Source organism: Desulfurispora sp. (assembly GCF_052744395.1).
This window is the reverse complement of record NZ_JBRAJI010000013.1, coordinates 1-22,344: the sequence shown is the minus strand read 5'-3', so window position 1 is coordinate 22,344 and position 22,344 is coordinate 1. Positions and strand designations below refer to the sequence as shown.

General features: G+C 59.1%; 25 protein-coding genes. All 25 read left to right on the top strand.

Annotated features, from left to right (window positions below):
- The 25 genes from ACUVTU_RS05255 to ACUVTU_RS05135 all read left to right on the top strand — a co-directional run bounded on the left by ACUVTU_RS05255 (position 1) and on the right by ACUVTU_RS05135 (position 22,308).
- Positions 1-207, top strand: a complete 207-nt coding sequence (locus ACUVTU_RS05255; protein ID WP_445888907.1) for a hypothetical protein — start codon at positions 1-3, stop codon at positions 205-207.
- 2 nt (positions 208-209) lie between these two features.
- Positions 210-377: a DUF362 domain-containing protein gene (locus ACUVTU_RS05250; protein ID WP_445888906.1), complete on the top strand. Its 168-nt coding sequence runs from the start codon at positions 210-212 to the stop codon at positions 375-377.
- Positions 378-433: 56 nt separating this feature from the next.
- On the top strand, positions 434-1,267 hold the full coding sequence (locus tag ACUVTU_RS05245) for an isoprenyl transferase (protein WP_445888905.1): 834 nt from the start codon (positions 434-436) through the stop codon (positions 1,265-1,267).
- Complete coding sequence (locus tag ACUVTU_RS05240) at positions 1,268-2,056, top strand: phosphatidate cytidylyltransferase (protein ID WP_445888904.1); 789 nt, start codon at positions 1,268-1,270, stop codon at positions 2,054-2,056.
- A gap of 10 nt (positions 2,057-2,066) precedes the next feature.
- Positions 2,067-3,143 (top strand): sporulation integral membrane protein YtvI, encoded by a 1,077-nt coding sequence (ytvI, locus tag ACUVTU_RS05235; RefSeq protein WP_445888903.1) that lies wholly within the window; start codon positions 2,067-2,069, stop codon positions 3,141-3,143.
- A gap of 25 nt (positions 3,144-3,168) precedes the next feature.
- Positions 3,169-4,329, top strand: coding sequence for a 1-deoxy-D-xylulose-5-phosphate reductoisomerase (locus ACUVTU_RS05230; RefSeq protein ID WP_445888939.1), 1,161 nt, complete (start codon positions 3,169-3,171; stop codon positions 4,327-4,329).
- A 13-nt stretch (positions 4,330-4,342) separates the two neighbouring features.
- Positions 4,343-5,356, top strand: coding sequence for an RIP metalloprotease RseP (gene rseP / locus ACUVTU_RS05225; RefSeq protein ID WP_445888902.1), 1,014 nt, complete (start codon positions 4,343-4,345; stop codon positions 5,354-5,356).
- A 37-nt stretch (positions 5,357-5,393) separates the two neighbouring features.
- Entirely contained in the window at positions 5,394-6,467 is a 1,074-nt protein-coding gene (gene ispG, locus ACUVTU_RS05220; RefSeq protein ID WP_445888901.1) for a flavodoxin-dependent (E)-4-hydroxy-3-methylbut-2-enyl-diphosphate synthase, read from the top strand.
- Between the two features lie 16 nt (positions 6,468-6,483).
- Positions 6,484-8,193: a proline--tRNA ligase gene (locus ACUVTU_RS05215; protein WP_445888900.1), complete on the top strand. Its 1,710-nt coding sequence runs from the start codon at positions 6,484-6,486 to the stop codon at positions 8,191-8,193.
- Complete coding sequence (locus tag ACUVTU_RS05210) at positions 8,175-9,359, top strand: MGDG synthase family glycosyltransferase (RefSeq protein WP_445888899.1); 1,185 nt, start codon at positions 8,175-8,177, stop codon at positions 9,357-9,359. Before ACUVTU_RS05215 ends, ACUVTU_RS05210 begins: the two co-directional genes overlap by 19 nt.
- 43 nt (positions 9,360-9,402) lie before the next feature.
- Positions 9,403-10,074 carry an MgtC/SapB family protein gene (locus tag ACUVTU_RS05205; protein WP_445888898.1) on the top strand — a complete coding sequence of 224 codons (672 nt, stop codon included), beginning with the start codon at positions 9,403-9,405 and terminating at the stop codon, positions 10,072-10,074.
- 164 nt (positions 10,075-10,238) lie between these two features.
- Positions 10,239-10,700, top strand: a complete 462-nt coding sequence (rimP, locus tag ACUVTU_RS05200; protein ID WP_445888897.1) for a ribosome maturation factor RimP — start codon at positions 10,239-10,241, stop codon at positions 10,698-10,700.
- 26 nt (positions 10,701-10,726) lie between these two features.
- Positions 10,727-11,812, top strand: a complete 1,086-nt coding sequence (nusA, locus tag ACUVTU_RS05195) for a transcription termination factor NusA (protein ID WP_445888896.1) — start codon at positions 10,727-10,729, stop codon at positions 11,810-11,812.
- A gap of 16 nt (positions 11,813-11,828) precedes the next feature.
- Positions 11,829-12,104, top strand: coding sequence for an RNase P modulator RnpM (gene rnpM, locus ACUVTU_RS05190; RefSeq protein WP_445888895.1), 276 nt, complete (start codon positions 11,829-11,831; stop codon positions 12,102-12,104).
- The gene (locus tag ACUVTU_RS05185) at positions 12,094-12,423 is read left to right on the top strand and encodes a L7Ae/L30e/S12e/Gadd45 family ribosomal protein (RefSeq protein WP_445888894.1); all 330 of its coding nucleotides are present in this window, start codon (positions 12,094-12,096) and stop codon (positions 12,421-12,423) included. Before rnpM ends, ACUVTU_RS05185 begins: the two co-directional genes overlap by 11 nt.
- A gap of 17 nt (positions 12,424-12,440) precedes the next feature.
- Complete coding sequence (gene infB, locus ACUVTU_RS05180; RefSeq protein WP_445888893.1) at positions 12,441-15,260, top strand: translation initiation factor IF-2; 2,820 nt, start codon at positions 12,441-12,443, stop codon at positions 15,258-15,260.
- Positions 15,261-15,272: 12 nt separating this feature from the next.
- Positions 15,273-15,635: a 30S ribosome-binding factor RbfA gene (gene rbfA, locus ACUVTU_RS05175; RefSeq protein ID WP_445888892.1), complete on the top strand. Its 363-nt coding sequence runs from the start codon at positions 15,273-15,275 to the stop codon at positions 15,633-15,635.
- Positions 15,622-16,599, top strand: a complete 978-nt coding sequence (locus ACUVTU_RS05170) for a DHH family phosphoesterase (RefSeq protein WP_445888891.1) — start codon at positions 15,622-15,624, stop codon at positions 16,597-16,599. Before rbfA ends, ACUVTU_RS05170 begins: the two co-directional genes overlap by 14 nt.
- Positions 16,592-17,521, top strand: a complete 930-nt coding sequence (gene truB / locus ACUVTU_RS05165; protein ID WP_445888890.1) for a tRNA pseudouridine(55) synthase TruB — start codon at positions 16,592-16,594, stop codon at positions 17,519-17,521. Before ACUVTU_RS05170 ends, truB begins: the two co-directional genes overlap by 8 nt.
- Positions 17,522-17,620: 99 nt before the next feature.
- Positions 17,621-18,574, top strand: coding sequence for a bifunctional riboflavin kinase/FAD synthetase (locus ACUVTU_RS05160; protein WP_445888889.1), 954 nt, complete (start codon positions 17,621-17,623; stop codon positions 18,572-18,574).
- A 79-nt stretch (positions 18,575-18,653) separates the two neighbouring features.
- Positions 18,654-18,878: a hypothetical protein gene (locus ACUVTU_RS05155; RefSeq protein WP_445888888.1), complete on the top strand. Its 225-nt coding sequence runs from the start codon at positions 18,654-18,656 to the stop codon at positions 18,876-18,878.
- A 14-nt stretch (positions 18,879-18,892) separates the two neighbouring features.
- Positions 18,893-19,114 carry a hypothetical protein gene (locus ACUVTU_RS05150; RefSeq protein ID WP_018084391.1) on the top strand — a complete coding sequence of 74 codons (222 nt, stop codon included), beginning with the start codon at positions 18,893-18,895 and terminating at the stop codon, positions 19,112-19,114.
- An 85-nt stretch (positions 19,115-19,199) separates the two neighbouring features.
- Positions 19,200-19,469, top strand: a complete 270-nt coding sequence (gene rpsO, locus ACUVTU_RS05145) for a 30S ribosomal protein S15 (RefSeq protein WP_445888887.1) — start codon at positions 19,200-19,202, stop codon at positions 19,467-19,469.
- A 188-nt stretch (positions 19,470-19,657) separates the two neighbouring features.
- A complete protein-coding gene (locus ACUVTU_RS05140; protein ID WP_445888886.1) occupies positions 19,658-21,892 on the top strand; it encodes a polyribonucleotide nucleotidyltransferase in 2,235 nt (744 codons plus the stop codon).
- Between the two features lie 203 nt (positions 21,893-22,095).
- A complete protein-coding gene (locus ACUVTU_RS05135) occupies positions 22,096-22,308 on the top strand; it encodes a hypothetical protein (RefSeq protein ID WP_445888885.1) in 213 nt (70 codons plus the stop codon).
- Positions 22,309-22,344 lie beyond the last annotated feature (36 nt).

The window sequence follows — 22,344 nt, the reverse complement described above, 5'->3', positions numbered from 1 at the left end:
ATGGACCGGGAGAAACTCTTGCTGGCCCTGGAGCTGCCGGTGGCTCTGGAAAGGTGCCGGCAAAACGGCTGGGATGTAGAAGTTGTCTTGACAGCGCCACCCCATCGTCCACCGCAGGGTGTGGCCAGAGTGGTGGCTGTGCGTTTGCTCAATAACGGCCGGGTGGCCCTGGTGGCAGCCCCGGCGGTGCCGGGAAAGGAGGTGTAACAATGGCTTACCGGATTACCGACGAATGTTTGGCCTGTGGTACCTGCATGGAGTCCTGTCCCAATGAGGCAATTATAGAAGGTGACATTTACAAAATTGACCCGGATAAATGCGAAAATTGCGGTACCTGCATAGATGCCTGTCCCACCGGCGCCATTATTGAAGAGTAACTGAGCCAAACCCCCTCGGTCATATTGAGTAGAGGGGGTTGTTTAATAGGGCCGGGATGAGATCATTTTCTGCTTTTATTGAGGTGAACGGGGTGTTCAAAATCCGGGAAAAGAACAAAAAGGACGCAGGCAGCGGGGAACTATCCGAAAGCGAGCTTTTGGCCCGCATTGATATGACCGGTCTACCCCGTCATATTGCAATAATTATGGATGGCAACGGCCGGTGGGCCAGGGCTCGCGGCATGCCCCGCACATACGGCCACCGGCACGGCATGGACTCATTGCGGGAAGCGGTGCGCACCAGCGCGGAACTGGGCATCCAGGTGCTCACCGTGTATGCCTTTTCTACCGAGAACTGGAAAAGGCCGCAGCAGGAAGTGGACATGCTGATGAGCCTGCTGGTGGAGTATATACATAAAGAAATAGATGAATTGTACGCCAACAATGTGGTGGTGCGGGCCATAGGCGATATCTCCCGCCTGCCAGCCTCCGCCCAAAAAGCGTTGAGCTATGCCTTTGAGCGCAGCCGGGCCAATACGGGGATGGTTTTGAACATCGCCTTGAATTACGGCGGGCGCAGCGAGCTGGTGCGGGCGATGCGGCGGATTGCCGAGGAGGTGCACAGGGGCCGGGTGCAGCCCGGGGAAATTGATGAGTGCCTGGTGGAAAACAACCTGTTTACCGCCGGGCAGCCCGATCCCGATTTATTGATTCGCCCGGCGGGAGACTACCGGGTGAGCAACTTTTTGCTCTGGCAGATGGCCTACAGCGAATTCTGGTTTTGCCCTGATTTCTGGCCGGATTTCCGGCGCCGCCACCTCCTGCAGGCCATTTATGACTATCAGCGGCGTGACCGACGTTTCGGTGGCCTGAAAGAAGGAGGTAAATAGTTGCTGGTACACCGTGTCTTGAGTGCTCTGGCGGGTATACCGGTTCTACTGTGGGCGGTCTGGCAGGGAGGGATGGTTCTGCTGTTGCTGCTGGGTCTGCTGATGCTGGTGGCAGCCCGGGAGTTTGTCGCCCTGAGCCGGGGATGGGGCGCTAACCTGAGCCTTTTACTGATCTGGTCCCCGCTGGTGGCCCTGCTGGGGATGGTTTACTTCGGGGGGTGGCAGCTGGTGGCGCTCTGGTATGTCCTGCTGCCAGTAATTATGCTGGCGGTGTTTGTCCTGGGCTATCCCCGCTATGCACCGGCGGATATGGCTTTGCATCTGCTGGCGGTATACTATTGTGGTATGCCTGTTTTCGCCTGGCTGATGCGCCAGCTGCCCGGCGGTCTGAACTGGTTGCTGCTTTTCTTTTTATCCATCTGGGTGGTGGATTCGGCGGCCTATTTTGCCGGCCGCAGTCTGGGGCGGCGCAAAATGGCGCCACACTTGAGTCCCGGCAAGACCTGGGCCGGTTTTATCGGCGGGCTGGCCGGCAGTGCTGTGCTGGCGGCTGTTTACGGAAACTATGTTCCCGCTCTGCCAGCCGCCGGGGTGTGGAGCGTGGCACTGCTCACGGGCCTGCTGGCGCCGCTGGGCGATTTGGTGGAGTCCGGTCTGAAGAGAGCGGCCGGCCAGAAAGATGCCGGTGACCTGATTCCGGGGCACGGTGGTGTGCTGGATCGCTTTGACAGTCTGCTCTATACGGCACCGCTGGTATACCTGCTGGTAGCACATAGTATAATAACCTGAGGTGAAGCTTTTGCGGTCCCTGGTCAAGTTTGCCCTGGCGGCGGTGGCCGCCCTGGCCCTGTTTTACTTCAGCAGCAAATATTTTTTGCCCGAACTGCTGCGGGTGGCGCATATATTCACCGGACTGCTGCTGCCCTTCATTGCCGCTCTGGTGCTGGCTGTTTTTATGGAACCACTGGTGAAGCTGTTTGTGGAAAGGTTGCGCCTCAAGCGGGCCTGGGCGGCCATTTTGACCATGCTCCTGGTGCTGGGTATTACACTGTTATTATTGGCCTTGCTGGTAACCAGGCTGGTGGTGGAGCTGATTGATCTTTCGGTTACTCTGCCCCGCTATGTGGAACCGGTGCAGCGATTTTTGCAGCAGACACTGGAGCAGGGGCGTTTTTATTATTTCAAACTACCGGCTGCGGTAACCGATACGCTGCAGGACAGCATGCAGTTTGTTACCGGCAAGGCGGCAGCGCTGGCTGCCGGCGCGGCCAACGGTCTGTTGTCGGTGATTTCTACTCTCCCTTCGCTGGTACTGGGCATTATTGTAACTCTGATTGCTACGTATTTCCTGCTGCGCGACCGGCATGTTATTACGCTGTTCTGGCTGAACACGGTACCGGCCCCCTGGGGTAAGCGGGTGCTGGAGGTGGTCCAGGACGTCAGCAGCGCATTCATGGCCTACGTCAGGGCACAGCTGATGCTGATCTCTTTTACCACTCTGCAGGCCATTGTAGGGCTGTATATCATTGGAGCCAAATATGCCCTGACCATTGGCCTGGTGCTGGGCTTTCTGGATTTGATTCCGGTGCTGGGGCCGGCTACCCTGCTCATTCCCTGGGGAGTATGGTCCATTATTTCCGGACAGATCGCCTTTGGCATCAAGCTGATTGGGTTGTATCTGCTGCTCTGGCTGGTACGCCAGTTGCTGGAGGCCCGGGTGGTGGCCGGCAACATGGGTCTGCACCCTCTGGCTGTTTTGCTGGCCATGTATGCCGGTTTGCGTCTGCTGGGCGTGGTTGGGCTGGTTCTGGGACCCATCAGCATTATTGCGCTGCAGGCGGTATACAGATCCTGGGTTAAGTACCGCCAGATCTAGATTTTGCAAAAAGGAGTGGCTGGCAATAAAAAACGTATCAATTATTGGTAGCACAGGTTCCATTGGCCGGCAGGCTCTGGAAGTAGTGACCGCCCACCGGGACCGGTATCGGGTGGTGGCACTGGCAGCCGGGCAGAACTGGCGGCTATTGCTGGAGCAAATCGTGGTTCATCGCCCGCAGCTGGTAGCGGTGGCCACGGCCGAGGCGGCCAGACAGCTGGACGAAAACCTGCCGCCCGGTACCAAAACCGAAATATACTGGGGTGAGGAGGGCTTGCTGGCCTGTGCCACCTGTCCGGAGGCCCAGGTCGTCCTGACCGCAGTGCCGGGTATTCTGGGGCTTTCCCCCACGTTGGCCGCCATCAACCGGGGCAAGGATATTGCTCTGGCCAACAAGGAGACCCTGGTGGCCGCCGGTCAGCTGGTGATGGAACAGGCCCGGCGGCGGCAGGTGGCCATCCTGCCGGTGGACAGCGAACATTCAGCCATCTGGCAATGTCTGGATCAGAAGCCGGCCGCTACTGTGGCCGGGATCATCCTTACGGCGTCAGGGGGGCCATTTAGGCAAGCCGGCATTGACCTGCACCGGGTTACTCCGGAAATGGCTTTAAGCCATCCCAACTGGCGCATGGGCAAAAAAGTGACCGTGGATTCGGCCACCCTTTTCAACAAGGGGCTGGAGGTTATTGAGGCCCACTGGCTTTTCGGTCTGGATTACCAGCAGATCGAGGTGGTCATCCACCCCCAGAGCATTATCCATTCGCTGGTGCGGTTTGTGGACGGCAGTGTGCTGGCCCAGCTCGGCCTGCCCGATATGAAGGTGCCCATCGCCTACGCCTTGAGTTATCCCGACCGTTTGCCGGGGGTGAGTCCGGCGCCCGATTTTTGTCGCCTGGGCAGTCTGACCTTTGAAGCACCGGACCGGGAGCGCTTCCCCATGCTGGATCTGGCTTATCAGGCCGGGCGGTGCGGGGGAACCGCCCCCGCCTTGCTCAATGCGGCCAATGAAATAGGCGTGGAATATTTCCTGACCAGGCGGATCGGTTTTGCGGATATCTTTCGCCTGTGCAGCCAGGTAATGGAACTTGTACCGTCCCGGCCGGTTTCTTCGCTGGAGGATATCATGCTGGCCGACAAGATGGCCAGAGCGAAAGCGGGAGAATTGATCAGCTCAATCATCCATTGAGAGGAGTTATTCTATGCAAACCTTCTGGGCCTCGGTAATTGTTTTCGGATTGCTGATTTTCTTCCATGAGCTGGGCCATTTCGCCATAGCCAAGCTGGTGGGGATCAAGGTACAGGAATTCAGCCTGGGTTTTGGCCCCCGTCTTTTGGGCCTTAAGTGGGGGGAAACCGCTTATAACCTGCGCCTGCTGCCGCTGGGCGGTTTCGTGCGCATGGCCGGCATGGATCCGGAAGAGGACGAGGATGAGCGGGGCTTTAACAAAAAGACTGTGGGACAGCGCGCGGGGGTTATTTTTGCCGGTCCCCTGATGAACTTCCTGCTGGCGGTGGGGCTCTTAGCGGTATTGTTTATGGTGCAGGGCGTGCCTGTGCCCACCACCCGGGTGGAGACAGTCTGGCCCGGGCGGCCGGCGGAAAAGGCCGGTTTTCTGGCCGGAGACAGAATAGTGGCGGTGGACGGTCAGATGGTCAGGGATTGGCAGGGGGTTTCCGAGCTGATCAGCCAGCGGCCCGGCCAGCAGCTGGCGGTGCTGGTAGAACGTCAGGGTAAGGAATTGACCCTGCTGGTTACTCCCGAAGCCGATGAACGGGGTCATGGTAAAGTGGGCATCTCACCCCGCCAGGTACAACAGCGCATGCATCTGCCGGCCGCTCTCTGGATGGGCGTTAAATATACGCTGCAGGTGACCGGGTTGATTATCACCTTCATTGGCCATATGATCACCGGTCAGGCGCCTCCCGATCTGGGCGGGCCGGTGCGCGTGGTGGCCGAGATTGGTAAAGCGGCCCGCATGGGTGTAAGCCACCTGGTGCAGCTGGCGGCCTTTTTGTCCATCAACCTGGGCCTGTTCAATCTCTTCCCCATTCCCGCCCTGGATGGCAGCCGCATTATGTTTTTATTGCTGGAGAAGCTGCGGGGGCGTCCGGTGGATCCCCACAAGGAGAATTTCATTCATCTGGTTGGCTTCGGTTTATTATTGCTTCTGATAGTGGTTATAACTTATAACGATATTCTGCAGCTGATGTAGGGCCGGATTATCCTGTCGGCGGGGAGTGGAACATTAAGTGATCGTCCGCAAAAAGACGCGGCGCATATATGTAGGGAAAGTGCCCATCGGGGACGGTGCTCCTGTGGCCGTGCAGTCCATGACCAATACCGATACCCGGGACATCCGGGCTACTCTGGGCCAGATTGCCCGGCTGGCCGGTGCGGGCTGTGAGATTGTCCGGGTGGCAGTACCCGACCGTGAGGCGGCCGAGGCTCTCCGGCAAATCGTTAAGGGCAGTTCGCTGCCCGTAATTGCCGATATTCATTTTGATTACCGGCTGGCTGTGGCGGCGCTTAAAGCCGGTGTGGACGGCCTGCGCATCAATCCAGGCAATATTGGCGGTGCCCTGCGGGTACGGGAGGTGGTGGCGGCGGCCCGGGAGAAAATGGTGCCCGTACGCATTGGAGTAAACGCCGGTTCTCTGGAAAAGGAATTATTGGAGCGTTACGGGGGGCCGGTGCCGCAGGCCATGGTGGAAAGCGCCCTGCGCCACGTGGCCGTGTTGGAGGAGCAGGGTTACGACCAGATCAAGATTTCCCTGAAAGCTTCCGACGTGCCGCTGATGCTGGAGGCCTACCGCTTGCTGGCGGCCAGGGTGGACTACCCTCTGCACGTTGGGGTGACCGAGGCCGGAACGGTCAGATCCGGTCTGGTTAAATCCGCCGTGGGCATCGGTGCCCTGCTGGCCCAGGGTATTGGTGATACTGTGCGCGTTTCGCTAACCGGTGACCCGGTGCATGAAGTGAAAGCGGCCTATGACATCCTGGGAGCACTGGGTCTGCGCCGCAGGGGTGTGGAATTAATCAGTTGCCCAACCTGTGGTCGTACCCAGGTGGACATCATTGGGCTGGCCGAGCAGGTGGAGGAGAGGCTGCGGCATGTCACCCGGCCCATCAAAGTGGCCGTGATGGGATGCGTGGTCAACGGGCCGGGCGAGGCCCGGCAGGCCGACGTGGGCATTGCCGGCGGCAGGGGCCAGGGGCTGATTTTTCGGCGCGGCCAGGTGCTGCGCAAAGTGCCGGAAGAACGGCTTTTGGACGAGCTGCTGCAAGAAGTGGAAGCCATTTTGCAAGAAGAGGAACATGGTTAACAGGAGGTTTTGGACATTGCGCGTCTCCCAGATGCTTGTACCAACATTAAGGGAAGTGCCGGCCGAGGCCGAGGTGGTCAGCCACAAACTGATGCTGCGGGCCGGCTTTATCCGCAAGTCGGCCTCGGGTGTTTACACCCTTTTACCTCTGGCCTGGCGGGTAATCAAAAAGATTGAGCAGATCATTCGGGAAGAAATGGACCGCCAGGGCGGGCAGGAAATCATGCTGCCCATCATTCAACCGGCCGAGCTCTGGCTGGAGTCGGGGCGCTGGCAGGTGTACGGCCCGGAACTTTTTCGGCTGAAGGACCGGCACGGGCGGGACTTTTGCCTGGGACCCACCCACGAGGAAATTATCACCGACCTGGTGCGCGGCGAGGTGCGTTCCTACAAGCAGCTGCCGCTGCTTCTCTACCAAATTCAGAACAAGTACCGGGATGAGCGGCGGCCCCGTTTCGGCCTGCTGCGCGGCCGGGAATTTATTATGAAGGATCTGTACTCTTTCGACCGGGATGAAGCCGGGCTGGACGTGAGCTACCAGAAGATGTACGAGGCCTACACCAATACCTTTACCCGCTGTGGCCTCAAGTTCCGGCCGGTGGAGGCCGATGCGGGAGCCATAGGTGGCAACAACACGCACGAATTTATGGTGCTGGCCGAAGCGGGCGAGGCCACCGTTGTTTTTTGTCCGGAGGACAGCTGCGGTTATGCGGCCAATGTGGAAAGGGCGGAGAGCCCTGTCCGAAAGCTGGCTGCCGGACAGGCCGGGGAACTGGCAGTGGTGGAAACGCCCGGCCGGAAGAGTGCAGCCGATGTGGCGGCCTTCCTGGGCGTGGAGCCCTGGCGGGTGATCAAAACGCTGCTTTACCGCACCGAACGCGGTCTGGTGGCCGCCCTGGTCTGCGGTGACCGCGACATCAATGAGATCAAGCTGCAAAAGGTGCTGGACGTGCTCAATCTGGAACTGGCCGGGGCGGAGGAAGTGCAGGCCGCCTGCGGCGTACAGCCGGGTTATGTGGGACCCCTGGAGCTGTCCGGAGTAACGCTGGTGGCCGATGAAGAGGTTATGCAGCTACGGGATGCCGTGGCGGGTGCCAACCGGGTGGACAGGCATTACTGGCACGTCTGCCCCGGGCGGGACTTTAAACCGCAAGTGGTTGCTGATCTGCGTCTGGTGCGGGCTGCCGATCCCTGTCCCCGCTGTGGCCGGCCGCTGGAGGAGGCCCGGGGGATTGAAGTGGGCCAGATTTTTAAGCTGGGTACCAAGTACAGCAAGGCCCTGGGTGCCACCTATCTGGATGAAAATGGGCAAATCCGGGAAATTGTCATGGGTTGTTATGGCATCGGAGTCACCCGCACCATGGCTGCAGCGATAGAGCAGAACCATGATCACGATGGCATTATCTGGCCGGCGGCCATCGCCCCTTATCATGTGATTGTGATCCCGGTGAACAGCAAGGATACTGCCCAGATGTCCCTGGCCGAGGCTATCTACCAGCAGCTCCTGCAGGCCGGGGTGGAAGCGGTGTTGGACGACCGTCCGGAGCGCCCCGGCGTCAAGTTTAAAGATGCCGATCTGGTGGGATACCCGCTGCGCATCACGGTAGGAGCCAGAGCAGTGGAGAGCGGGCAGGTCGAGCTGAAAGTGCGGCGCAGCGGGGAAAACCACCTGCTGCCGCTGGCAGATTTAACGGAGCGGGTTATAGAGTGGCTGAGGCGATTGTAACCAGCCGGGGTCCGGAGACGGCAGTCATATTGTCGGTGAGCGCCGGTACCGGTCACATGCAGGCGGCGCGGGCGATTGAGCTGGCCATGCAGGAGCTGTCGCCCGCCACCCGGGTGGTAACTCTGGACACCTTCAAATACACCACTCCGCTGCTGGAGAAGTTGATCCTGGGCACCTACATGGAAATGCTCCGATTAAGTCCCCAGCTTTACGGCTATCTTTACCAGCAGAGCGAACGCGGCCGGTTGCTGGCCGGCACAGCCAAGCAGGAATTCAACCGCCTGCTGAACAGGTTCACTGCCGGCAAATTGATCGGGTTGATTGAGAGTTTGCGACCCGGAATTATTCTCTGCACCCATCCTTTCCCCCTGGGGGTGATGGATGCGCTGCGCTCTTCCGGGCTACTGACCGGCTGCCTGCTGGCCGGGGTAATTACCGATTTTACGGTGCACGCTTACTGGGTGTTTGAGCATGTAGACATATATATAGTGGGGACGCCCGAACTGGTGGGGGAATTTGCCGCCTTCGGTATAGACAGCCGGGTGGTGCGGCCGGTGGGCATTCCCGTGCTGCCGGCCTTTGCCTCTCAGCCGGACCGAACAGCAGCCCGAGCGGCGCTGGGGCTGGATCTGCAGTTGCCAGTGCTGCTGCTCATGGGAGGCGGACTGGGGATGGGGGCCATGCTTGATGTGGCCACCCTGCTGGGCCATGCGGATTTGTCCTGCCAGATTGTCTGCATTGCGGGACGCAATACCGTGCTGCAGGATAAGCTCTCGCGCATGGCGCCCGAACTGCGTCAGCCCTTGCATGTGGTTGGGTATACCGAACAGGTGCCTCTTTATATGGCCGCCAGCGATTTGCTGATCAGCAAGGCGGGAGGTCTTACCTGTGCCGAGGCGCTGGCCAGCGGCCTGCCCATGGTGGTGGTCAGCCCCCTGCCGGGGCAGGAGGAGCGCAATGCCCAGTTTCTGGCGGCGGCAGGTGCGGGTGTGTATGTAAAAAAGCTCAGCCACCTCCTGCCCGTGCTGCAGGATATTTTCCGGTCGCCCGGCTGCCTTGCGCGCATGGCGGATGCCGCCAGGCGTTACGGTCGACCGCGGGCGGCCTATGACAGCGTGCAGTGTTTGCTGCAGGGATATGCCGCGTGGCAGGCGGTGGCCCGGTAAAGGGGCGGGTGCGGATGCTACGGCTACTCGGGAGGGAAGGCGTTTGCTCAGTCAGTGGGATATCATAGTCCGCCTGGTGCTGGCGGTTGTCCTGGGCGGGATGATCGGCCTGGAGCGGGAGCGCCTGCATGTGGGTTTTCGCACCTATTCGGCGGGTTTTCGCACCCACATTCTGGTTTGCCTGGGTTCGGCTCTGGCCATGGTGGTATCGGTGCAGATCCACTATGAGTTTCGCGGTGACGCGGCGCGTATCGCCGCCCAGGTGGTCAGCGGGATCGGTTTTCTGGGGGCGGGAGCCATCCTGCGGGAGGGCCTGGTGGTACGCGGCCTGACCACAGCGGCCAGCCTCTGGGTGGCCGCCAGCATCGGCCTGGCCGTGGGAGGCGGTTATTATCTGGCGGCCACTTTGGGGACGCTGCTGGTGCTGTTTGCTCTGGTGATTCTGGGCACTATTGAGGATTATGTGCGGGGCAAACGCCATCAGGGCAGGATGCGGGTGATGCTGGAAAATGATCCGGCCGCGGTACAGAGAGTGGGCGAGCTGCTGGAAAGCATGGGGGTGACCGTGCGCCACCTGGAAATCCAGCGGATCAGCTCGGAGCATCAGATGCTGGTGCTGGCGCTGCGCCTGCCCGCCACGGCCAATAGAATAGAATTGCTCAACCGGCTGGCCGCTCTGGAAGGTGTGTGCCGGGTGGAACACCTGCATGATTAGACGGCTCCGGCCAGCTCCGGCCTTGCTATTTGGGGTCTGGTATGTTATACTACTCATGGTTTGTGCAAACTGGCGGAAGTTTGGTCTTGCGGCAAAGGAGTGGGTAATCCCCACTCTTTCGTCTTATACTAAATAAAAATTTCAGCCAGTCAGGAGGAAGTTGGATGTCCAGGAACAGGGTCGCCGATCTGGTCGGAGAACTGGTGGCGGGGCCGGCCGAGCAGCTGGGTTTGGAGGTGGTGGATGTCGAATATGTCAAGGAAGGAGCGCACTGGTTTTTGCGCATTTTTATCGACAAGCCGGGGGGGGTGACCCTGGACGATTGCCAGGCTTTTTCCCGGTTAATCGACCCCATGCTGGATGAGGCCGATCCGGTGCCCCATGCCTACCACCTGCAGGTTTCCTCACCCGGCCTGGACCGGCCTTTGAAAAAAGAAGCCGATTTTCATCGCTTTGCCGGGCGGCTGGTGAAAATCAGCACCTTTGGACAACTGGCGGGTAGCAAAAAATTCACCGGCCGCCTGCTGGGGATGGAAGGTCAGGAAGTGCTGCTGGAAACCGAAGGCGGGGTAGTCCGGCTACCTTGGCAGCAGATTGCCTCCACCCGGCTGGTACCGGAATTCTAACCCGACAGGGGAGGATACAGTAACAAATGAATAGTGAGTTTTTGGAAGCCCTGAGTGATCTGGAAAAAGAAAAAGGTATTTCCAAGGATATCTTGCTGGAGGCCATAGAACAGGCCCTGCTCTCAGCTTACAAGCGCAACTACGGTACGGCGCAGGCCCGGGTGCACATTGACCGCCTGACGGGTGTGTTCAAGGTATATGCTGTGCGCACCGTGGTGGAAGAAGTAACCGACCCCCGCCAGGAGATCTCCCTGGAGGAAGCCCGGGCCATTGACCCGCGCTATGATCTGGGTGATATGGTGGAGTTTGAGGTTACACCGCGCGATTTCGGCCGTATTGCCGCCCAGACGGCCAAACAGGTGGTGGTGCAGCGCATTCGGGAAGCCGAGCGCAACATCATCTACGAGGAATATGCCAGCCGGGAAGGCGAGCTGATTTACGGGATGATCCAGCGGGTGGAGCAGAAGAACGTTTTTATCGAGCTGGGCAAGACCGAGGCCATCCTGTCTCAAAACGAGCAAATGCCCGGAGAAGTTTATAAACCGGGTAACAAAATCAGGGCCTATATTGTAGAGGTTAAGAAAACCACCAAGGGGCCGCAGATTCTGGTGTCGCGCACCCATCCCGGATTGCTCAAGCGCCTGCTGGAGATGGAAGTGCCCGAATTGCAGAGCGGAGAAGTGGAACTGGTATCCATAGCCCGGGAGGCCGGTTACCGTTCCAAGATTGCCGTCTACTCCCGCGATCCCAATATTGACCCGGTGGGGGCCTGTGTGGGACCCCGGGGCGTGCGGGTGCAAAATATAGTGCAGGAACTGAACGGCGAAAAAATTGATATTATCAAGTGGGACCCCGACTCATCCCGATTCATAGCCGCTGCCCTCAGTCCGGCCAAAGTGGTGGCGGTGGAGGTCTGGGAGGAAGAAAAAATTGCCCGGGTAATTGTTCCCGATTACCAGCTCTCCCTGGCCATCGGCAAAGAGGGGCAAAATGCCCGTCTGGCAGCCAAACTGACTGGCTGGAAAATTGACATCAAGAGCGAATCGCAGATGGAGCAAATATACAAAGAAGAGGGATACGGAGACTATTACGAGCAGGATTATGCCGAATAGGAGGCTTTAAGCAACTATGCCCCGGGTGAAGAAGGTTCCGCAGCGGATGTGTGTGGGCTGTCAGGAAATGAAAAACAAAAAAGAACTCATCCGGGTTGTCCGCACGCCGGAAGGCCGGGTGGAAATAGATCCCACCGGCAAGCGTTCCGGCAGAGGGGCCTATGTTTGTCCCAACAGCGCCTGCCTGCAGAAAGCGATTAAAGCCCGTCGTCTGGAAAAGTCGCTCCGGCATGCGGTCGACCCTGAAATTACAGCCCGTCTGTTACAGGAGATTGGCGCCCATGAGCAGTAACCTGCATGGTCTTTTGGGACTGGCCCGGCGGGCGGGCCAGCTGGTGAGCGGCGATGCCTGTGTGCGGCAGGCGCTGGAAAGAAAGCAGGTCCGGTTACTGGTTCTGGCAACCGATGCGGCGCCCCGGACCAAGAAAATATACCGGCAGCTGGCGAGCAAGGCGCAGGTTCCCCTGCTGGAACTGGCCGTGCGGGAGGAACTGGGCGCACTGCTGGGCATGACGCCGCGGGCGGTAGTGGCCATCAAGAGTGATAGCCTGGCTGGCCGGTTACTGGAATGCTACAGGGCGGAAAAGAGCGACCAGCCGGATGGTGATTGATATTCGGAGGTGATTGAATGGTCAAAAAGAGGGTTTTTGAACTGGCCAGGGAATTGAATGTGGAAAATAAAGCGGTGATGAATAAACTCAAGCAGCTGGGCCGGGAAGTCAAGTCGCATATGAGCACTCTGGAAGACAACGAGGTCGAACTTTTGATGAAGGAGTTCAGTTCACGCCCGGCCGGCGCCGGGCAGAAAAATACGCTGGAAAAGAGCGAGACGGCGGCGGAAAAAGAAGCCTCCCGCTCACTGGACCATAATGAACCGGTCAAAAAAGCGGCCCCCGCTGCTGTACCGGTAGAAAGACCAGCGGCCGGCGGCGGAGGGGGCGGCCGGCGGCACGATCGTGGACCGGGTCTGGTGGATAAGGTTCCTTCCCGTCCGCCCGACCGGCGTTTTGACGGGCGGGAAAAGAGCAGAAAGCCATCCCAGCCTGCCGACAGGCAGCCGGCGGGAATGAAAAAGGAAGCGTCCGGTCAGCCGGCTCAGGCCGCTCAGATGGGCCGGCCAGCGGCACCGGCTGGGCCGGCCGTTCAGGGACAGCCAGCCCGACCGGCCCAGGGGCATCCCGGGCGGTCAGCACAGGGTCAGGCCGGTGGTCAGGGCCAGCCCGGCCGGCCGATACAGGGGCAGGGCGGCGCTCAGGGACAACCGGCCGGACAGGGCCAGAGACGCGACCGGGGTCCGGGGGGCAAGCCCCGCCGGCCGGAAGGTCAGCGTCCGCCCCAGGGTGATAAGTCCGGCCGGCCGCCCCAGCAGCACCGGGACAGGGGACTAAGACCGGCCGAGAAGGCGGCGGGAGAGGGGGCCGCGGCAGCAGCGGCGCCTGCCAACCGGGCGGCCCGTACCGAGCTGAAAGTGCCCAAAGTGCCGGAGCAGGTGAAAGCCCTGGATAAGGCCAAGGCAGCCGAGAAAAGCCGGGGCCGGGCCCAGCAGAACCAGCCCAAGGCCCAGCCAGCCAAGGGGCGGGATCGCCTGCTGGATGCGGAAGAAAATGAACTGGAAAAGAAACTGCGCACCAGGCCGGCCGGCCGGAAAAAACAGCAAAGGCAGGATGAAGCCCGACCGGCTGTGGTGGAGAAAAAGCCCCTGGTGATCGGTGAAACGGTTACGGTACAGGAACTGGCCGAGAAAATGAAGAAAAGCGCCGCCGAGCTGATCAAGCGCCTGATGATGCTGGGGGTGCTGGCCACCATCAACCAGGAGATTGATGCCGACACCGCCACCATTTTGGCCAATGAGATGGGCTTTGAAGTGGAAGTAAAAGTGCAGCTGGATGCCGAGGCCCTGCTGGAGCAGGAAGTGGTGGACGATCCCGCTGACTTGAAGCCCCGCCCCTGCGTGGTGACGGTCATGGGTCACGTGGATCACGGCAAGACCTCGCTTTTGGATGCCATCCGCGAGACCAACGTGATCGCTACCGAAGCCGGAGGCATTACCCAGCACATCGGGGCCTATCAGGTGGAGCACAACGGCAAAAAAATCACTTTTCTGGATACACCGGGCCATGAAGCCTTTACCGCCATGCGGGCGCGGGGAGCCAGGGTTACCGACATTGCCATCCTGGTGGTAGCGGCGGATGACGGGGTAATGCCCCAGACCGTGGAGGCGATCAACCACGCCCGGGCAGCGGAAGTGCCCATTATTGTAGCCATAAATAAAATGGATAAACCTGACGCCCAGCCCGACCGGGTCAAACAGCAGCTTACCGAGCACGGCCTGGTCAGCGAGGAGTGGGGCGGCGATACCATTTGCGTGCCGGTGAGTGCCAAATCCCGGCAGGGCATTGATGAATTGCTGGAAATGATTCTGTTGGTGGCCGAAATGGGCGAGCTGAAAGCCAACCCCGACCGGCCGGCCCGCGGTACGGTGATTGAGGCCAAGCTGGATAAGGGGCGCGGTCCGGTAGCCACTGTGCTGGTGCAGAATGGAACTCTGCAGGTGGGGGATAATATTGTCGCCGGTTCGGCTTTCGGTAAGGTGCGGGCCATGCTGGACGACAAGGGTCGCCGGGTGAAAAAAGCGCCGCCCTCCATGCCGGTAGAGGTGCTGGGCTTCCATGAAGTGCCCCAGGCCGGCGACGCGTTTTATGTCACTCCGGATGAAAAGACGGCCCGCCAGGTGGCCGAAAAACGGCAGCTGCGCAGGCGTCAGGAAGAGCTCAAACAAACCACCCGCGTTTCGCTGGACGATCTATTCAAGCACATCAAGGAAGGCCAGGTCAAAGAGCTGAATCTGATTGTCAAAGCCGATGTGCAGGGCTCGGTGGAGGCGCTGCGCCAGGCGCTGGAACGCCTGTCCAATGAAGAAGTCAAGGTCAAGATCATCCACGGCGGTGTGGGTGCCATCAATGAAAGCGACATCATGCTGGCTTCGGCGTCCAACGCCATCATCCTGGGCTTCAATGTGCGCCCCGATGTTAATGCCCGCCGGGCGGCCGAAACCGAAAAGATTGACATTCGCCTCTACCGGGTCATCTATGATGCCATTGAGGATGTCAAGGCGGCCATGAGCGGCCTGCTGGATCCCGAGTACCGCGAGGTGGCGCTGGGCCGCGTGGAGGTGCGCAAGGTCTACAAGGTTTCCAAGGTCGGTACCATTGCCGGATGCTATGTGCTGGAAGGCAAAGTGGTGCGGGATGCCAGCGTGCGACTGGTCCGGGACGGCGTGGTCATCTACGAGGGCAAGCTGGCCTCGCTGAAGCGGTTCAAGGATGATGTGCGCGAAGTCATGCAGGGTTATGAATGCGGGATCATGCTGGATAACTGGAACGATATTCAGGAAAACGACATCATTGAAGCATATACTATGGAAGCGGTGAAACGCGAACTGGCATAGGAGGTGGCTTTTATGTCCCACCGGCCGGGCAGGTTGGCGGAAGCAATCAAGCAGGAAGTGGCCCAGATGCTGCGGGAAGAACTGAAGGACCCGGGTTTGGGTTTTGCTACGGTCACCCGGGTGGAGGTGAGCCCGGATCTGCGCCACGCCAAAATATTTATCAGTGTGCTGGGTGATGAGACCGAGCAGGTTTCTACCATTAAAGCCCTGGAACGGGCGGCCGGCTTTGTCCGCAGCGAGCTGGGCCGGCGGATCAGACTGCGCTACACACCGGAGATCGTTTTTAAGCTGGACCAGTCCATTGCTCAGGGCAGCCGGGTGCTGCAACTGCTGAACAAGGTGATGGATGGGAGCGAAGATGATGGCCAGTCTTGAAGCGGTGGCGGCCAGTTTGCAGCAGGCGCAAAAACTGTTTTTGTGCGGGCATGTTATGCCCGACGGGGACAGCCTGGGCAGTGTGCTGGCTCTGGGCATGGCTCTCCAGCAAATGGGCAAGCAAGTGGTTATGGCCAGCCCCGATCCCTTACCGGAGCTGTATCGCTTTTTACCCGGGGCGGAGCAGTTGGTGAGCGGGGAGCGGGGTCTGGGCCGTTCCTTTGATACTCTGGTCGCTCTGGATTGTTCGGTGCCCGAACGGCTGGGTATCTACCGGCAGTATTTGGAGCAACCGGGCCTGAAGGTGCTGGTGCTGGACCATCATGTGGGCCGGAACAACTTCGCCCACCAGGCCTACTGCGATTCCCGGGCGGCGGCCACCGGCGAAATTGTCCTGGATTTGCTGGATTTGCTGCCGGTACGGCTTACGCCGGATATGGCCACCTGTCTGTATGTGGCCATTGTTACCGATACGGGCTCCTTTCAGTACGACAGCACTTCGCCGGGTACACTGCGCCGGGCAGCCCGCCTGCTGGAACACGGCGTTCAGGCGGCGGCAGTCAGCAATCAGTTATATGCTGAATTACCGCTGGGGCGTCTGGTAGCACTGCAGGCCGCTTTAAATACCCTGCAGCTCACGGCCGGTGGCCGGGTGGCCTGGGCCTTTATCACCAGGGAGGTCATGGAGGAAAAGGGTGTTACCGAGGAGAGCATGGAGGGTCTGATCAATCATCTGAGGTCCATCAAAGGAGTGGAAGTGGCCGCCTTTTTCTACCAGCTGGCCAGCGGTCACACCAAGGTAGGCCTGCGCTCCAAGAACCGCGTGGATGTCAACCGGCTGGCCGGACGGTTCGGGGGCGGGGGACATGTACGGGCTGCCGGCTGCACTCTGCCGGGCGACATGCAGCAGATTATGGAGCAAGTGGTGGCAGCAGCAGTAGAAGCAGTGAGGGCGGGTGACTAGCACCGTGCATGGTTTGCTCAATGTGCTCAAGCCACCGGGTATGACCTCCCATGATGTGGTGGCCCGGGTGCGCCGGTTGACCGGGGCCAAAGCCGGTCACACCGGCACGCTGGATCCGGCGGCTGCCGGTGTTCTGCCGGTTTGTCTGGGACAGGCCACCCGCCTGATCGAGTATCTGCCCGGAGATAAGAAATACCGGGCGGAGGTGGTCTTCGGTATTGCTACCGACAGCGGCGACATGCTGGGCCGTCCGGTGCGCCGGGATACGGACTGCCGGATCACCCGCCGGCAGGTGGAACAGGCGCTGCCCGGGTTTTGCGGCCGGGTGGAGCAGGTGCCGCCCATGACCTCGGCGGTGCACTACCAGGGGCAACGCCTGTACGAACTGGCCCGCCGGGGGCTGGAAGTGGAACGACCGTCCCGGCTGGTGCATATTTACAGCCTGGAACTGGTCGAATGGTACAGTGTTGCCGGTTATCCGGCGGCGCTTTTGGATGTGCACTGCTCGGCCGGTACATATATCCGCACTCTCTGTCAAGATCTGGGGGAAAATCTGGGCTGTGGTGCAGCGCTCAATTTTTTGCTGCGCACGGCGGCTGGTTTTTGTCATCTGTCCGGGGCCCTTACCCTGGAGGAGATCGCCCGCCTGGCCGGAGCGGGGCAGTTATCCCGCGTGTTGATGGGACCGGGGGAAGCCCTGGCTCATTTACCCGCCGTGGAAGTAAAAACGGCTGCCCGCAACAGTGTCCTTTCCGGTGCCCCCCTCTACCCGGCGGGAGTCAGCGTTCTGCCCCCGGGCCTGCAAGAAGGGGACCTGGTCAGGCTGGTGGAGCGGGGGTGGCTACTGGCCGTGGCCCGGGCCGCCGGGCACGAGCGGGGCCTGATGTTTGTGGCGCAGAAAGTTTTCGCGCCGGTGGAATAAAATATGCTATAATATGTTTTGTGTTCATGAGTCTTTTCTTGACCAAAACCGAATGCCAGTTATTATCAATTAACAATCCCGCGGCGGGTGGTGACGCAGGTGAAAATTTATCAGGACTGGCATGGTCTGGGGCAATTGCATCAAAACCTGGTGGTGGGTCTGGGTAATTTTGACGGCCTGCACCTGGGGCACCGGCGGCTGATTGCCAGCCTGGTAAACAAGGCGGCGGAAACAGGGGGGACGGCAGCAGTATTTACCTTCTTTCCCCATCCTCTGGTGGTCTTGAAGCCCGAGCAGGCCCCTCCCCTGTTGATGACCAGGGAGAGCAAACAGGAAATGCTGGCTGCACTGGGTGTACAGGTTCTGCTGGAAGTGCCCTTTACCAGCCAGTTTGCCGCAATTGGGCCGCAGGAGTTTGTGGCCGGTGTGCTGGTGCAGGAACTGGCCGTGGCGCATGTCTTTGCCGGTTACAATTATACTTTTGGCCGGGGAGGGCGAGGTGACGCGCAGCTGCTGCAGGCGGCCGGCCGGCAGTATGGTTTTGGCGTGCACATTGTTTCCCCCGTGATGGTCGATGAAGTGCCTGTCAGCAGCACACTGGTTCGCCAGATGCTGGCCGATGGTGAGGTGGAGGCCGCCGCTGCCTACCTGGGCTACAGTCCATTCCTGGAAGGGCGGGTGGTGACCGGAGAGCAGCGCGGGAGACTGCTGGGTTTCCCCACGGCCAACATTGAGCTGCCCGCCGGTTTGCTGGTGCCGGCCAACGGGGTGTATGCAGTCAAGATTCGCCTGGGTAAGGATATTTACCCGGGTGTGGCCAATATCGGCATCAAGCCTACTTTCCACGCCCAGGGTTTTGAGCGCACTTTGGAAGTGCATATACTGGACTTTACCGGTGACATCTACGGTGAGCGGGTACGGGTGTTTTTCCGCCGCCGTTTGCGCGGAGAACAGCGGTTTGCTTCGGTGGAACAGCTGGTGGAACAAATTCACCGGGACATCACTATGACCCGAGAGCTTTCCGGGTATAATTCGCAAAGGGAGGTAATATAAAGAATATTGAAGTTTACTTGCCGGGCGGCCTGTGTTAAAATACTGCATGGCGGGCACCGGGCGAGAGGGGGAGCCGGCAGTGGCTTTGCCGCGTCTGACGTCTTCGGAAGAGGAAATCAAGGAATGGCTGGGGCAGATTGCGGTTATTTGCCTGAGTGAGGACTTCCAGAGCCTGCGCCGGGAACTGGAGGCCATATACCAGAAGGCCGGTGTGGCCGATGCCGGGGTGGCTGCCTTTCAGGATGCCCTGTACGCATTTCTGGCCCAGGCCGAGGAAGGCAGGCGGCAGTCGGGTGCCGGCTGAGTACGGGTGCGTGTATGCGGGTGATTATTACCGAGCATGCGCGTAAACGGCTGAAGGATTTGCGCCAGGAGAAAATCACCGTACAGGACATCATTACCGCCGCCAGCGGCATTCCCGGCAAGATACCCACTGCCACCAGGTTCCGGGGCTTTTTTGCCCGTTCGGGCCGCATGTTTGATCTGGTAGCCAAGGACATACCGGGCGGTCGCTTGGTAATTACCATAATTGGTAAATAAAAATAACTGCCAGCTAGGGGAGACGCTCAGCAGCGCTCTGGCTTGGCCGGCAGCGATTAACCCGGGGTGAGGAGGTGAGCGCGAGGTGGCACTGACTGGCGAAACTAAAAAAGTTATCATTGACGAATTCAAGCTGCACGAAAACGATACCGGCTCGCCCGAAGTACAAATTGCCATTTTGACCAGCCGTATTAACAGCTTGAATGAACACCTGAAAATCCACAGAAAAGATCACCATTCGCGGCGTGGTCTTTTGAAGATGGTCGGCCAGCGCAGGGCTCTGCTCAATTATCTGCGGGACCGGGACTTCGACCGCTACCGCAGCCTGCTGGAGCGTTTGGGTCTGCGCAAATAAGCCGGATGGCGAAAAGAGAGGCGGCAGCACAGGGCCGTTTCTCTTTTTTTGTTCAACAGGGTATATTTCAGGTATTACCTGATACGCCGCCAGTATTTTTTGTCTGTATGGCAGGAAATACTCTTAAATATGTAGAAGAAAAAATGGTTGGAAAAAATGTGTAGTTAGCAGGAGGGATATGCGGGCTGATGACCGAAATGCGCGTAGTGCAGAAAAATATCGAGGTGGGCGGCCGGATCATGACCCTGGAAACCGGTCGCGTGGCCAGACAGGCGGGTGGCAGTGTGCTGGTACGCTACGGCGATACCGTGGTGCTGGTGACGGCCACCATGAACCCGAAAATCCGGGAAGGGTTGGACTTTTTCCCTTTGACTGTGGATTATGAAGAAAGGCTGTATGCGGTGGGCAAGATTCCCGGCGGCTTTATCAAGCGGGAAGGCCGACCCAGTGAAAAGGCCGTGCTGTCCGGCCGGTTGATCGACCGCCCCATCCGGCCGCTATTCCCCAAAGGGATGCGCAACGAAGTGCAGGTGATTGCTACGGTTTTGTCCGTGGATCAGGACAATGCACCGGAAATTGCGGCTATGATCGGCGCCTCGGCCGCCCTGCACATCAGCGAGATTCCTTTCCAGGGGCCCATTGGCGGCGTGATTGTGGGACGGGTGGATGGAGAGCTGGTGTATAACCCCACTGTGGCCCAGGCCGAAAAAAGCGACCTGCACCTGGTGGTGGCGGGTACGGCCGATGCTGTCATGATGGTAGAGGCCGGGGCCAGGGAAGTGCCCGAAGCGGAAGTCCTGCGGGCCATTGCCTTTGGACATGCCAAAGCCAGAGAGATTGTCGAGGCCATTGAGCAGTTCCGGCAGGAGGCGCTGGAACAGGGCCTGGCCAGGCCCAAAATCGAGCCGGTGCTGGTGGTGGCTTCGGCCGAGGTCGAGGAAGCCGTGCTGCCCGGGGCGCTGGAAAAAATGCGGGAAGCCGTGCAGCATTGCATCGATCAGCGGTTGGATAAAAAGAGCCGGGAACTGTATCTGGACGGTGTCAAGGAGGAGCTGGTGCAGCAGTTTCTGGAGCAGTTTCCCGAGCAGGAAGGCGATATCCGCAGCGCGGTGGATACAGCAGAGAAGAAAATTGTGCGGGAGTTTATCTTTAAACACGGCATCCGCATCGACGGCCGCAGTCTGACCGAAGTGCGTCCCATTCGCATCGAGGTGGGCTTTTTACCCCGCACGCACGGCAGCGGCCTTTTCACCCGCGGCCAGACTCAGATCCTGTCTGTGGTGACACTGGGCACGGTTTCCGAGGAGCAAATTCTGGACGGGCTGGGCATTGAGGAATCCAAGCGTTTCATGCACCATTATAACTTTCCTCCCTACAGTACGGGCGAAACCCGTCCCATGCGTTCGCCGGGCCGGCGGGAAATCGGGCACGGTGCGCTGGCTGAAAGGGCACTGGAACCGGTAATTCCGCCGGAAGAATCATTCCCCTATACCATCCGCATTGTGTCGGAAGCGCTGGAGTCCAACGGTTCCACCTCCATGGGCAGCGTCTGCGGCAGCACACTGGCTCTGATGGATGCCGGAGTGCCCATCAAGGCGCCGGTGGCCGGGGCGGCCATGGGCCTGATCAAGGAAGGGGACCAGTTCGCCATATTGACCGACATCCAGGGCATTGAGGATCACCTGGGTGACATGGACTTCAAGGTGGCCGGCACCAAACAGGGAATCACGGCGCTGCAGATGGACATCAAAGTGGCGGGTGTCACCCCGGCCATTCTGGAAAAAGCCCTGCAGCAGGCTCACGATGCCCGAATGCATATCATGGGCAAGATGCTGGAGGTCATTTCCGAGCCGCGCCAGGACCTGTCCCGGTATGCCCCGCGCATGATCAACATGACCATTGATCCGGATAAAATCCGCGATGTGATTGGCCCGGGCGGCAAGACCATCAAGAAAATCATCGATGAAACCGGTGTGGAAATCGACATTGAGGATGACGGGCGCATCTTCATTGCGGCTGTGGACCCCGAGGCCGGTCAAAAGGCCCGCCGGATCATTGAGGGCATCACCCGCGATGTGGTGACCGGTGAAATATACAACGGCAAAGTGACCCGGGTGACCGACTTCGGCTGTTTTGTGGAGATCATCCCCGGGGTAATGGGCCTGCCCGGCAAAGAGGGGCTGGTACACATCTCCCAGCTGGCGCATCACCGCGTGGCCAAGGTGGAGGATGTGGTGAAAGAAGGCGACGAGATCCTGGTCAAGGCCATCGGCTACGACAACCAGGGCCGGCTCAAGCTCTCACGCAAGGAGGCCGTGCCGCCCGAACCGGGCGAGGAAGCGCCCCGGAGCAAACCGGCCGAGGGGAAAGCAGCGGATGGCAGAAGACCCCGCGCGCCGCGTCCGGCCAGAAAAATGCAGTAACTTTTCAGGAGCAGAGGAAGCACACGCTAAAACAGGTGCCCTCTGTTTTTATATTTTGGGAGGGAAAGGATTTGAGTTATCTCTGGTCGGCAAATTTATCGACATAATGTTACAATATTTGGCTATTGACTTATAATGAGCATATATCAAATATAATTAATAAGTAGTATTTGTGAATACAAAAAGAATTTGGAGGTTTTAAAGTGAATTGCCGTAAAATCAGATTTATAATGATTGCATTAACTGCTTTTTTGACTTCTTTGTTGGTGCAACAGCAATTGCTAGCTGGGGTAGGGAGAGAAGATGTTACCAAGGAGTTTTCTGATATTATGGCAAAAAATGCTGCTTACATGGCATATTATGCACAACAAGATATAAAGCAAAAGACATATCCATATTCATTGGTGTTCGGTTAAGCCCCGAATATCCCATTAACAACCAGAGATGGCACT

Coding starts and splice junctions, on each gene's coding strand:
- ACUVTU_RS05255 (WP_445888907.1), top strand. CDS start 1: ATGGACCGGGAGAAACTCTTGCTGGCCCTGGAGCTGCCGGTGGCTCTG.
- ACUVTU_RS05250 (WP_445888906.1), top strand. CDS start 210: ATGGCTTACCGGATTACCGACGAATGTTTGGCCTGTGGTACCTGCATG.
- ACUVTU_RS05245 (WP_445888905.1), top strand. CDS start 434: ATGAGATCATTTTCTGCTTTTATTGAGGTGAACGGGGTGTTCAAAATC.
- rseP (WP_445888902.1), top strand. CDS start 4,343: ATGCAAACCTTCTGGGCCTCGGTAATTGTTTTCGGATTGCTGATTTTC.
- rimP (WP_445888897.1), top strand. CDS start 10,239: ATGTCCAGGAACAGGGTCGCCGATCTGGTCGGAGAACTGGTGGCGGGG.
- nusA (WP_445888896.1), top strand. CDS start 10,727: ATGAATAGTGAGTTTTTGGAAGCCCTGAGTGATCTGGAAAAAGAAAAA.
- rnpM (WP_445888895.1), top strand. CDS start 11,829: ATGCCCCGGGTGAAGAAGGTTCCGCAGCGGATGTGTGTGGGCTGTCAG.
- ACUVTU_RS05185 (WP_445888894.1), top strand. CDS start 12,094: ATGAGCAGTAACCTGCATGGTCTTTTGGGACTGGCCCGGCGGGCGGGC.
- infB (WP_445888893.1), top strand. CDS start 12,441: ATGGTCAAAAAGAGGGTTTTTGAACTGGCCAGGGAATTGAATGTGGAA.
- rbfA (WP_445888892.1), top strand. CDS start 15,273: ATGTCCCACCGGCCGGGCAGGTTGGCGGAAGCAATCAAGCAGGAAGTG.
- ACUVTU_RS05170 (WP_445888891.1), top strand. CDS start 15,622: ATGGCCAGTCTTGAAGCGGTGGCGGCCAGTTTGCAGCAGGCGCAAAAA.
- ACUVTU_RS05150 (WP_018084391.1), top strand. CDS start 18,893: ATGCGGGTGATTATTACCGAGCATGCGCGTAAACGGCTGAAGGATTTG.
- ACUVTU_RS05140 (WP_445888886.1), top strand. CDS start 19,658: ATGACCGAAATGCGCGTAGTGCAGAAAAATATCGAGGTGGGCGGCCGG.